6 protein-coding genes and 1 riboswitch are annotated in these 12,284 nt (G+C 74.0%); of the genes, 2 read left to right on the top strand and 4 right to left on the bottom strand.

The annotated features are described in order from the left end of the window. Positions 1-50: 50 nt before the first annotated feature. From ACWGH1_RS03770 to cobG, 3 genes are read right to left on the bottom strand one after another with little or no spacing between them, the layout of a single operon-like run. Positions 51-1,568, bottom strand: a complete 1,518-nt coding sequence (locus tag ACWGH1_RS03770; RefSeq protein ID WP_453353458.1) for a precorrin-2 C(20)-methyltransferase — start codon at positions 1,566-1,568, stop codon at positions 51-53. Beyond that, entirely contained in the window at positions 1,565-2,212 is a 648-nt protein-coding gene (locus tag ACWGH1_RS03775; protein ID WP_453353459.1) for a precorrin-8X methylmutase, read from the bottom strand. The genes ACWGH1_RS03770 and ACWGH1_RS03775 overlap by 4 nt, the downstream gene beginning before the upstream one ends. After that, the gene (cobG, locus tag ACWGH1_RS03780; protein WP_453353460.1) at positions 2,209-3,510 is read right to left on the bottom strand and encodes a precorrin-3B synthase; all 1,302 of its coding nucleotides are present in this window, start codon (positions 3,508-3,510) and stop codon (positions 2,209-2,211) included. Before cobG ends, ACWGH1_RS03775 begins: the two co-directional genes overlap by 4 nt. A gap of 414 nt (positions 3,511-3,924) precedes the next feature. Then, positions 3,925-4,049, top strand: a riboswitch (cobalamin riboswitch). Between the two features lie 33 nt (positions 4,050-4,082). Between cobG and cobN the strand changes: the two genes are divergently transcribed. Beyond that, positions 4,083-7,691 (top strand): cobaltochelatase subunit CobN, encoded by a 3,609-nt coding sequence (cobN, locus tag ACWGH1_RS03785; protein WP_453353461.1) that lies wholly within the window; start codon positions 4,083-4,085, stop codon positions 7,689-7,691. Between the two features lie 235 nt (positions 7,692-7,926). Then, the gene (locus ACWGH1_RS03790; protein WP_453353462.1) at positions 7,927-10,143 is read left to right on the top strand and encodes a terpene synthase family protein; all 2,217 of its coding nucleotides are present in this window, start codon (positions 7,927-7,929) and stop codon (positions 10,141-10,143) included. A gap of 48 nt (positions 10,144-10,191) precedes the next feature. Here ACWGH1_RS03790 and ACWGH1_RS03795 read toward each other — a convergent pair whose 3' ends face one another. Then, entirely contained in the window at positions 10,192-11,424 is a 1,233-nt protein-coding gene (locus ACWGH1_RS03795; protein ID WP_453353463.1) for a GNAT family N-acetyltransferase, read from the bottom strand. Positions 11,425-12,284 lie beyond the last annotated feature (860 nt).

Below are 12,284 nucleotides of genomic sequence, written 5' to 3' on the forward strand. Positions count from 1 at the left end.
GTCCCGGCCCTCACCGCCTCACCCGATCAGGATCAGGATCACCATGACGGTCACGGGTAGCGGCGCGGCGTCCACGTCACCCGGCTGCCGTCGGCCCGCTCCGTGACCTGGGTCTGCGAGGAGCCGATCAGCAGGATGGTCCGCATGTCCACTTCCTCCGGGACCAGTTCGCCCAAGGTGACGATCCGGACGGACTGCCCGGGGCCGCCCACGTCCCGCGCGACGACCACCGGGGTCTGCGGCGAACGCAGTTCGAGCAGCAGCTCGCGGGCCTGCGCCACCTGCCGGGTCCGGCTGCGCGAGCCCGGGTTGTACAGGGCGAGCACCAGGTCGGCCCGCGCGGCGGACCGCAGCCGCTCGGCGATGACCTCCCAGGGCTTGAGCCGGTCGGAGAGGGAGATGGTGGCGTAGTCGTGGCCCAGCGGGGCCCCCGCCGCCGCGGCGGCCGCGTTGGCCGCGGTCACCCCCGGCAGGACCCGTACGGGCACGTCCTTGTACTGCGCCTGCCCCGCGACCTCCAGGACAGCCGTCGCCATGGCGAAGACGCCGGGGTCGCCACCGGAGACCACGGCCACCCGCTTCCCGCGCCGGGCGAGGTCGAGGGCGAACTCGGCGCGCTCGGACTCCACCTTGTTGTCCGAGCCGTGCCGGACCTGGCCCGGCTTCACCGGCACCCGGTCCAGGTACGTCGTGTACCCGACGAGCACTTCGGCGTCCGCGAGCGCCCGCCGGGTCTGCGGGGTCAGCCACAGCGGCCCGGCCGGGCCGGTCCCGACGACCACGACCTCGCCGGGTCCGGACGGCACACTGCCCGGGTTGCCGACCCGGCTGGGCACGACGGCGACCGCGAAGTACGGCACGCTGTCCGGGTCGGTGTCGGCGAGCACACCGGTCCGCTCCCCCGCCATCGTGGCGCGTTCGACGTAGCGCGCCTCGGCGAGCCTGCCGCTGCTCTCCATGGCCCGCCGTACGGCGGGGAAGGTGCGCCCGAGCTTCATGACGACGGCCGAGTCGGTGGCGGCGAGCCGGGCGGTCAGCTCCTCCTCCGGCAGGGTGCCGGGCAGGATGGTCAGCACCTCCTCGCCCTCCACCAGCGGGGTGCCGAGCCGCGCGGCGGCGGCGCTCACCGAGGTCACCCCGGGGATCACCTCCGCCTCGTAGCGGTCGGCGAGCCGCTTGTGCATGTGCATGTAGGAGCCGTAGAAGAGCGGGTCGCCCTCCGCCAGCACGGCGACGGTCCGGCCGGCGTCCAGGTGCGCGGCGAGCCGGGCCGCGGCGGCCTCGTAGAACTCCTCCATGGCGCCCTGGTAGCCGCCCGGGTGGTCGGTGGTCTCGGTGGTGACCGGGTAGACCAGCGGCTCCTCGATGTGGTCGGCGCGCAGGTGCTCGGCGGCGATCGAGCGGGCGATGGACCGGCCGTGGCGCGCGGAGTGGTACGCGACGACGTCGGATGCGGCGATCACCTGGACGGCCCGCAGGGTCATCAGCGACGGGTCGCCGGGCCCGAGCCCGACTCCGTAGAGCCGGCCCTTGCCGGCGGTGGCGCCGGTCGCTCCGGTGGTGCTCATTCTTCCTCGCTCGCGATCGCGTTGACGGCGGCGGCCGCGATGGCGCTGCCGCCGCGCCGGCCGCGCACGATCAAGTGGTCCAGCCCTGAGGGGTGTTCGGCGAGCGCGTCCTTCGACTCGGCGGCGCCGATGAAGCCGACCGGGACGCCGATCACGGCGGCGGGTCGCGGCGCGCCCTCCTCGATCATCTCCAGCAGCCGGAACAGCGCGGTCGGCGCGTTGCCGACGGCGATCACGGAGCCCTCCAACAGGCCCCGGTCGCGCCACACTTCGAGCGCGGCGGCGCTGCGGGTGGTGCCCAGCTTGGCGGCCAGCGCCGGCACGGCCGGGTCGGACAGGGTGCAGATGACCTCGTTGGCCGCGGGCAGCCGCTTGCGGGTGACGCCGCTCGCCACCATCTGTACGTCGCACAGGATCGGCGCGCCGGCGTTCAGGGCCGCCCGCGCGCGCAGCACGACGTCGGGCGTGTAGCCCAAGTCCTGGGGCAGGTCGGTCATCCCGCAGGCGTGGATCATGCGCACCGCGACCTGGGCGACCGACGCGGGCAGCCCGGCGAGGTCCGCCTCGGCGCGGATCGTGGCAAAGGACTGGCGGTAGATCGCCGCGCCGTCCTTCTCGTACTCGAACACTGTGTACTCGCTCATTTCTTCGCTGCGTCGTGGGAGGTGGTGCGGCGTGCGTCCCTGAGGGCCGCGGCAAGGTCGGAGGGGGGTACGCCGAGGCGGGGGGCGCCGCCGGGAGCGCGGACGTCGTACCCGTCGGGGGTCGCGAGCACGTCCACCCAGGCGGTCCCGCGCGGATGTCCGCAGCGTCGGTCGCATCCCGACCAGTGCACGGGCAGCGGGCCGGCCGCCAGGGCGGTGACGGCCCGCGCGTCGGCGCGTACGTCGCGGTGGGACCGGGCGCACCCGGGCCGCCCGGTACAGGCGGTCACCGACCGGCGGGGGTCGGCGGGGGTGGTGATCAGCCCGGCGTCGGCGAGGGCGGCGAGGGCGTCCGGCGCGGCGGACGCGGTCAGTCCGGGGACGACGACGCCGCGCCAGGGAGTCAGGCGCAGCCGCCCGGTGAGCCCGGCCAGGAGGTTCCACTGGGAGGTGGTGAGGCGTCCGAGGGGCGCGAGTACGCAGAGCGCGACGCGCTGGCCGGGCCCGTCGACCGGGCCGGGTTCGGGTGCGCGGCCCCGGGGCGCGGCGGGGTCGGCGACAACGGTCGCGTGCACCCCGGCGCCGGCCAGCAGCGCCGCCAACTCATGCGTCTTGAGCGGGTGTTCGGGGGGCAGTTCGGCAACCCGCCAGGCCCGCGTACCGGCTTGCCGGGCGACGTCGAGGAAGTACCGGGCGGCCACGAGGGCGGCCCGGGTCGCGTCGGCGGCGGCCACGAGGAACCCCTCGCCGGCGCCGGCCGTGGTGAGCAGGGCGTGCTCGGGGCTTCGCGCGACCAGGTTCACGTCCGCGTCGAGGGAGCGCACGTCGCCGCGTCCGTCGTCGAGGGCGAACAGGAACCTCCCGGACAGGGTGGCGGCCTCGGCGCTCGCGCAGAGCAGCCGGTCCAGTTCCGCGACCCAGGGCTCGACATCGGGCAGCCCGCTGCGGTCCAGGCCGGTCAGCGGCGAGACGACGACGTTGCGGACCCGCTCGTGCGAGGGGGCGGGGAGGAGCCCGGCGTCGGCCAGCACGCGGGCGAGTTCACCGCCGCAGGCCGCCCCGAGTCCGCGCAGCTGGGCGTTGCCGCGCGAGGTGAGGTCGATGTGCCCGTCGCCGAGCCGGTCCGCCGCGTCGGCGAGCAGCCCGGCCGCGTGCGCCCCGAGCATGCCGCCGGGTATCCGCACCCGGGCGAGGTACCCGTCGTCCGCCTGGTGCAACCGCAGCGCGCCGGGGCAGGCGTCACCTCGGTCCCGTATGACGGGTTCGTCCCGCGATGCGGCGGAAGGGGGCTGGGGCATGGCCGCGAGCATACCCACGATTCTGCGCCCACCCGCTGTGTCGATCACCACCACTACCGGCCACATCCGGCCGCGCCGACTCCACCCACCCCCAGCGGCCGCATCCAGCCCCGCCGGCCGTTTGAGGCGCCGGGGCCCGGGGGCAGAGCCCCGCACCCAGCCCCGCCGGCGTTTGAGGCGCGGGAGCCCGGGGCAGACCCCAAACCCAGCCCCGCCGGCGTTTGAGGCGCGGGAGCCCGGGGGCAGACCCCAAATCCAGCCCCGCCGGCGTTTGAGGCGCGGGGGCCCGGGGGCAGAGCCCCCGCAACGGACCCGCACCCGCCCAACGCACCGCAGGCACCCCGCACCAGGCACCCCGCGCCACCACACCCCCCACCCCGCCGCCTAAGATGACCCCCGGCGGACCACACGGCCCGTCACCGCCGAGGACGGCGACATGGGAGGAAGCCCGGTGCGATTCCGGCGCGGTCCCGCCACTGTGAACCCCGCGGAGCAATCGGCCGGGTGAGTCAGGAACTCCCGCCGTCCTCACTGCCCGGGGCGCGGAAACCCCGAGGAAGGCCTGCCGCCGCATGATCCTGCTGCTGTCGACGTCCGACACCGATCTGCTCAGCGCCCGCGCCGCCGACGGGCCCGTCCCGTACCGGTTCGCGAACCCCTCCCGCCTTCCCCTCGACGACCTGCCCGCCCTCCTCGACGGGGTCGAGCTGGTCGTCGTACGCCTCCTCGGCGGCCTGCGCGCCTGGCAGGACGGCCTCGACCTGCTCCTGGCCCCCGGCCAGCACCGCCCGGTCGTCGTCCTGACCGGCGAACAGGCCCCGGACGCGCAGCTGATGGAGGCCTCGACGGTCCCCATCGGCATCGCCGCCGAAGCCCACGGCTACCTCGCCCACGGCGGCCCGGCCAACCTGGACCAGCTGGCCCGCTTCCTCTCCGACACCGTGCTGCTGACCGGCCACGGGTTCGAGGCCCCGGCCGCCGCGCCCACCTGGGGCCCGCTGGAGCGCACGCCGGCCCGTACCACCGGTCCGCGGATCGCCGTGCTGTACTACCGCGCCCACCAGATGAGCGGCAACACCGCCTTCGTGCACACCCTGTGCGAAGCGATCGAAGCCCACGGCGCCCAGCCGCTCCCCCTCTACGTCTCCTCCCTCCGCACCCCGGAGCCGGAGCTGCTCACCGCCCTGGAGTCGGCGGACGCCATCGTCACCACCGTCCTCGCGGCGGGCGGCACCAAGCCCGCCACCGCCTCGGCCGGCGGCGACGACGAGTCGTGGGACGCCGGCGCCCTGGCCGCGCTCGGCGTGCCGATCCTCCAGGCCCTGTGCCTCACCGGCTCCCGCAGCGCGTGGGCCGAGAACGACGAGGGCCTCTCCCCGCTGGACGCCGCCACCCAGGTCGCCGTCCCGGAGTTCGACGGCCGCCTTATCACCGTCCCGTTCTCCTTCAAGGAACTCGACGAGGACGGCCTGCCCGCCTACGTCGCCGACCCCGAGCGGGCCGCCCGGGTCGCGGGCATCGCCGTGCGCCACGCCCGGCTGCGCCACATCGAGCGCCGCGACAAGAAGATCGCGCTGGTCCTCTCCGCGTACCCGACCAAGCACTCCCGCATCGGCAACGCGGTCGGCCTGGACACCCCGGCCAGCGCCGTGGAGCTGCTGCGCACCCTCATCGCGGGAGGCTACGACTTCGGCCCGGTAGAGGACGTCCCCGGCCTGGTCTCCGGGGACGGCGACGAACTGATCCGCGCCCTGATCGAGGCCGGCGGCCACGACCAGGACTGGCTCACCGAGGAGCAGCTGGCCCGCAACCCCGTCCGCATCCCGGCCGCCGACTACAAGCGCTGGTTCGCCGAGCTCCCGGCCGAGCTCCGGGGCAGCGTCGAGGAGCACTGGGGCGAGGCGCCCGGCGACATGTTCGTGGACCGCTCCGCGAACCCGGAGGGCGACATCGTCCTCGCGGCGCTGCGCCGCGGGAACCTCCTCGTCCTCATCCAGCCGCCGCGCGGCTTCGGCGAGAACCCGATCGCGATCTACCACGACCCGGACCTGCCGCCCTCGCACCACTACCTGGCCGCGTACCGCTGGATCCAGGCCCGCGCGGAGGACGGCGGGTTCGGCGCGGACGCGATGATCCACCTGGGCAAGCACGGCAACCTGGAGTGGCTGCCGGGCAAGAACGCCGGCCTGTCCGCGGCCTGCGCCCCCGACGCCGCGCTCGGCGACCTGCCCCTCGTCTACCCGTTCCTCGTCAACGACCCGGGCGAGGGCACGCAGGCCAAGCGCCGCGTGCACGCCACCCTGGTGGACCACCTGGTGCCGCCGATGGCGCGCGCGGAGTCGTACGGCGACATCGCCCGCCTCGAACAGCACCTGGACGAGTACGCGCAGATCAGCGCCATGGACCCGGCGAAGCTCCCCGCCATCCGGGCGCAGATCTGGACCCTGATCCAGGCGGCGAGGCTCGACCACGACCTGGGCCTCGAAGAGCGCCCTGACGACGAGGGCTTCGACGACTTCCTGCTCCACGTCGACGGCTGGCTGTGCGAGGTCAAGGACGCCCAGATCCGCGACGGTCTGCACGTCCTGGGCGGCGCCCCGACCGGTGCGGCCCGGGTCAACCTGGTGCTGGCGATCCTGCGCGCCCGCCAGATCTGGGGCGGTACGACGGCCCTGCCCGGCCTGCGCGAGGCACTCGGCCTGGACGAGTCCGCGACGACCCGCACCTCGGCGGACGCGGTGGAGGAGACGGCCCGTGCCCTGGTCCAGGCGATGGAGGACGCGAACTGGGACCCGTCGGCGGTGGCTTCGGTCGCCTCGCCGTACTCCGCGGACGTCGCGGCGGTCCTCGACTTCGCGGCGCGCGAGGTGGTCCCCCGTCTGGCCGGCACGACGGACGAGATCGCCCACGTCGTCGCCGCCCTCGACGGCCGCTTCGTCCCGGCGGGCCCCTCCGGCTCCCCGCTCCGCGGCCTGGTCAACGTCCTCCCCACCGGCCGCAACTTCTACTCGGTCGACCCGAAGGCCGTCCCCTCCCGTCTGGCATGGGAGACGGGCCAGGCGCTGGCCGACTCGCTCCTGAACCGCTACCGCACGGACAACGGCGAGTGGCCCGCCTCGGTGGGCCTGTCCCTCTGGGGTACGAGCGCGATGCGCACCTCGGGCGACGACGTGGCGGAGGCCCTCTCCCTCCTCGGCATCCGCCCGGTCTGGGACGAGGCCTCGCGCCGCGTCACGGGCATCGAGCCCATCCCGCTCGCGGAGCTGGGCCGTCCCCGCATCGATGTGACGCTCCGCATCTCGGGCTTCTTCCGCGACGCGTTCCCGCACGTGATCGGCCTGCTGGACGACGCGGTCCGGCTGGCCGCTTCCCTGGACGAGCCCGCGTCGCAGAACCACATCCGCGCCCACGCCCAGGCGGACCTGGCCTCCCACGGCGACGAACGCCGCGCGACGACCCGTATCTTCGGCTCGCGCCCGGGCACGTACGGCGCCGGCATCCTCCAGCTGATCGACTCCCGCGACTGGCGCACGGACGCCGACCTCGCGGAGGTCTACACGGTCTGGGGCGGCTACGCCTACGGCCGCGGCCTGGAGGGCCGCCCGGCCCGCACCGAAATGGAGACGGCCTACAAGCGGATCACCGTCGCCGCCAAGAACACGGACACCCGTGAGCACGACATCGCCGACTCCGACGACTACTTCCAGTACCACGGCGGCATGGTCGCCACGGTCCGCGCCCTGCGCGGCACGGCCCCCGAGGCGTACATCGGCGACTCCACCCGCCCGGAAACGGTCAAGACCCGCACCCTGGTGGAGGAAACCTCGCGCGTCTTCCGCGCCCGCGTGGTGAACCCCAAGTGGATCGAGGCGATGCGCCGCCACGGCTACAAGGGCGCCTTCGAACTGGCGGCGACGGTGGACTACCTCTTCGGCTACGACGCCACCACCGGCGTGATCGCCGACTGGATGTACGACAAGCTGACGGAAACCTACGTCCTGGACCCGGAGAACCGCGCCTTCCTCGAACAGGCCAACCCCTGGGCCCTCCACGGCATCGCCGAGCGCCTCCTGGAGGCCGAATCCCGCGGCATGTGGGAAAAGCCGGACCCCCAGATCCTCGAATCCCTCCGCGAGGTCTACCTCACCACGGAGGGCAACCTGGAAGCCGACTCCGAATAACCTCCGCGCACGCCCGCGAGCCCCGGACGACCACATCCGTCCGGGGCCCGCGTCGTGCGCAGCTCCCCCGTAGCGCCCGTCGGGCCGCCGCGCCGGGGAATCGAGGGTTCGTCACCTGATGCGGTGAACCGGGCATTGGGGCCCGGGTGAGTGGGGTAGGGCAGTGCTGATCTTGTGCGGGGGGCCGGATCCACAGGGCCCCTCCGCACCCTCGGACGGAAAGGCTCTACCCGCCGTGACACAGCCGTTTCAACTGCCGGATTTCTATGTGCCCTATCCGGCGCGACTGAACCCGCATCTGGAAGCCGCGCGGGCCCACACCAAGCAGTGGGCCCGTGGCTTCGGGATGCTGGAGGGGTCCGGCGTCTGGGAGGAAAAGGACCTCGACTCGCACGACTACGCGCTGCTGTGCTCCTACACCCACCCCGACTGCGACAGCGACGCGCTGGACCTGGTCACCGACTGGTACGTGTGGGTCTTCTTCTTCGACGACCACTTCCTGGAGCTGTACAAGCGCTCCCAGGACCGCGCGGGCGCCAAGGCGTACCTCGACGGCCTGGCCGCCTTCATGCCCATGGACCTGGCCGCCGGATCCCCGGAGCCGGCCAACCCGGTCGAGGCGGGGCTGCGGGACCTGTGGCTGCGGACGGTGCCGGCGATGTCGATGGACTGGCGGGAACGATTCAGCGAGTCGACGCGGAACCTCCTCAACGAGTCGATGTGGGAACTCGCCAACATCAACATCGGCCGCGTGGCGAATCCTCTCGAATACATCGAGATGCGGCGCAAGGTCGGCGGCGCGCCCTGGTCGGCCGGACTGATCGAGTACGTGTCCGCCGAAGTCCCGGCCCGGGTCGCCCACTCGCGCGCGCTCGGCGTGCTGCGGGACGCCTTCTCCGACGCCGTGCACATCAGGAACGACATCTTCTCCTACGAGCGCGAGGTCGGCGACGAGGGCGAACTCTCCAACGCCATCCTGGTGTTGGAGACGTTCCTCCGGTGCACCACCCAGGAGGCCGCCGACTCCGCCAACGACCTCCTCACCTCCCGCCTCCAGCAGTTCGAGCAGACCGCGCTCGCCGAGCTCCCCCAGCTCTTCGCCGACCACGCCATGGACCCGGCCGAGATCGCGGCCGTCCTCGCCTACGCCAAGGGCCTCCAGGACTGGCAGTCCGGCGGCCACGAATGGCACATGGTCTCCAGCCGCTACATGAACAAGGAGGCCCGGGCCACCGCCCCGGTCTCCCTGCCGTTCCTGCCCGGCGGCCTCGGCACCACCGCTCTCGACCTGCGCTCCATCCTGGAGCCCCGCGCGCTGGAGCTGCGCCGGCGCAGCTTCACCCACGTTCCGTTCGAGCCCACCGGCCCCTCCGTCATCCCCGACATCTACATGCCGCACCGGCTCAGCCTCAGCCCCCACCTGGCGCACGCCCGCGAGGAATCCGTGGCCTGGGCCCGGCACATGGGCATGCTGGACCCGCAGCCCGGCGACCCCGGATCGGCGATCTGGAGCGAGGAGAAACTGCGCGGCTACGACTTCGCGGTCTGCTCGGCCGGCATCGACCCCGATGCCACCCCCGAGGCGCTGGCGCTCAACGCCTCGTGGCTGACCTGGGGTACGTACGGCGACGACTACTACCCGGTGGTCTTCGCGCAGGGCAAGAACCTGCCCGCCGCCAAGGCCACCACCGCCCGCCTGGTCACCATGATCCCCGTCGACCACGCCGAGCAGCCCGAACCCGCCACCGTCATGGAGCGCGGCCTCGCCGACCTGTGGGTGCGCACCAGCGCCGGCATGTCCCCCGCCCAGCGCACCGAGTTCCGGGCCACGCTCGTGGACATGCTGGAGAGCTGGCTGTGGGAGGTGGACAACCAGATCCAGAACCGCATCCCGGACCCCGTGGACTACGCCGAAATGCGCCGCCGCACTTTCGGCACGTACCTCACCATGTACCTGTGCCGGCTGGGCCACCAGGGCCGGGGCATCCCGGAGGAGATCTACTCCTCGGGCACCATCAGGTCGTTGGAGAACGCCGTCGCGGACGCCGCGTGCCTGATCAACGACATCTTCTCGTACCAGAAGGAGGTGGAGTTCGAGGGCGAGGTCCACAACTACATTCTGGTCACCCGCAACTTCTTCGACATCGGCTATCCGGAGGCCCTGCACATCTGCCACGGGCTGATGACCCAGCGCACCGAGGAGTTCGAGCACATCGTCGCCCGCCAACTGCCGCTGCTCTACGACGACTGGAAGCTGAGCGCGGAGGCCCGGGCCGCCCTGGACGCCTACGTCGGTGAACTCAAGGACTGGCACGCGGGCATCCTGAACTGGCACCGGCAGATCCGCCGTTACCGGCCGCAGGACCTGCACCGGCTGCCGGACGGCCTGTCCGCCAAGGTCTGGGACTCCGCCTTCGGCATGTCCGCGGCCCGGATCTCGCTGCCCGTCTGACCCCCGCGGCGCGGGGGCGGTCCGCTCGCCCGCCCCCGCCCCGGGCCCTCAGAACTCGTCGGCCGTGTGCGGCAGCAGCGGCGTCCGCAGCGCCGCGTCGAGGGCTGCCGCGGCGCCCGGGGTGGGTTCCCGTACCAGTCCCGCCGCCACCAGTTCGGTGACCCGGGTACCACCGAGGTACACGGCGGCCAGTTCCCTTACGTCCAGGGCCAGATCGGGCTCGGCTCCGGCCCGCTCGAACGTGGCCCCCTGCGGGCCCGCCTTGAGCCGGAACCGCCCGGCGTTCGCCGGCAGCCGTACGTCGGCCAGCTCCAGCACCACCTCCACCGGGGCGGCCCACGACCGGGCTGTCAGCGCGGCCCGTACGTCGACCAGGCGCAGCCAGAGCGCCGGGAACAGGGCGGTCACCCGTACCTGGTCCCGGTCGGCGGCGCAGTGCAGCAGCGGGTCGTCCGGCGGCCGGCCCCAGGCCCGTACCGTGCCGGTCAGGTCGAGCGAGGCGACGCACTGCCACAGGGCGGCGGCCACCTGTGGGGAGTCGGCCTCCAACTCGTCGACGCGGACCAGGCCCGGGGTGCGGTGCGGGCCGCCGTCCTGCTCGGGCTTCGTGCGGTAGAGCACGTAGCCCGCGACCGGTTCGCCGGGTCCGCCCGCGGCGATGATCCTGGGCGGGCTGAACTCCTCGTCCGCCTCGTCCTCCTCGCTGAGCCACCCGTCCATCCAGCGCTCCGGGCTGCGGCTCGGACGGCCGGCCCGGGTCCCGCGGGCTGCCTCGTGGTACGTCCCGATCACTGCGGGCGCGTCGGCCGGGTCGACCAGCCGCAGCGGGCGGCGGTCCGGCTCGACGCGCAGGGCCAGCGGCCGGGTCGAGTCGATCTCGATGGTGGCGCCCTGGGTGGCGCTGCCGAAGCCGAAGCGGCCGTAGATGGCGGCCTCCGAGGCCCACAGCGCGGCGATCGGGGCGCCCGCGGCGGCGGTGCGGCGCAGTTGCTCGTCCATGAGCGCGGTGAGCACGCCCCGCCGGCGGTGGGTGGGGGCGACGGAGACGAAGGTGAGGCCGGGGCAGGGCAGGTCCGCGCCGGGCACCGAGAGCCGGAAGTCGTGTGCGGCCATGAAGCCGACGAGCGCGTCGCCGTCGTAGGCGCCGAGGCGCCCGCACCGGGTCAGCAGGGCGTGGTGGCGCTCGCGCACCTCCTTCCCCGGGCGGTCGTGGAAGGCCAGGTACGCGAGCTCCAGCGCGCGTTCGATGCCGGCGTCGGGTACCGCGTGGATGTCCACCATGATCCGGAGACTAATCGGTCATCGGGGACCGCTCATCCCATAATGGCCGGATTCGCCATCCTGGCCGGTTCCGGTGCCTGTCCGGGGAACCGGGCACCGGCCGGCGGGTCTTCGGTGCCGCGCTCGGGACCGCGGAGCCCGGCCGTTCCGCGCAGGCAGGCGCCGTCGGACTCGCCCGGGTGTTGATCCGGAGCGCGGCGTCGTGCAGCCGGTCGCCGGTGCCGGTGGTGGGACATCCCCTGTGCCCCGGGCGGGCGGGTGGCACCAGTCCTGCGGCTCGCGGTACTTGCCCGCGGGCCGGGTCCACACCCCGGCCGTTGCGGCTGCCGTCGGTGACGCAGCGCTTCGTCCGGGCCCGGTCGGCGTCGGGCACCCGCGTGGCGAGCCGCTGCCGGGCCGCGCCGCGCGGGCGCCAATGGCCGGGGCGGTCGGCAGTGTTGCCGACCGCCCCGACGTGGGGAGGGTCGTGAACCAGCAGTTCGCCTCGTCGGCGTGGTGGCCGGAGACGTTGACGGCGAAGCCGGTGGCCCGGTCGATCCCGGCGCTGCGCAGCCGGGGCACGACGGTGCTGCCGGTGTGCCGGCCGGCCTGGCCGGGGCCGAGGTACACGTCGGTGCCGGGGGCCGCCTCCAGGGCGTCCACCGCGTGCCGGAGCTCCGCTTGGCGGGTGTCGGTGCGCGCCCGGGCGAGGTCGGCGGCGGGCTCGTACCGGCTGCCGGCCGCGGCTCCCGGCGCCGCACCCCCGGGGCAGCAGCGCCGGCGGGACGGGTTCCAGGACGATGACGGCGCGGTCGGAGCCGGCGGCGCGGGCGACGGCGTCGGCCCGGGCCCGGTCCGCGGGGCTGCCGTCGGCCCCGTCG

It is taken from the genome of Streptomyces sp. NPDC054883 (assembly GCF_053610645.1).

Coding starts and splice junctions, on each gene's coding strand:
- ACWGH1_RS03770 (WP_453353458.1), bottom strand. CDS start 1,568: ATGAGCACCACCGGAGCGACCGGCGCCACCGCCGGCAAGGGCCGGCTC.
- ACWGH1_RS03775 (WP_453353459.1), bottom strand. CDS start 2,212: ATGAGCGAGTACACAGTGTTCGAGTACGAGAAGGACGGCGCGGCGATC.
- cobG (WP_453353460.1), bottom strand. CDS start 3,510: ATGCCCCAGCCCCCTTCCGCCGCATCGCGGGACGAACCCGTCATACGG.
- cobN (WP_453353461.1), top strand. CDS start 4,083: ATGATCCTGCTGCTGTCGACGTCCGACACCGATCTGCTCAGCGCCCGC.
- ACWGH1_RS03795 (WP_453353463.1), bottom strand. CDS start 11,424: ATGGTGGACATCCACGCGGTACCCGACGCCGGCATCGAACGCGCGCTG.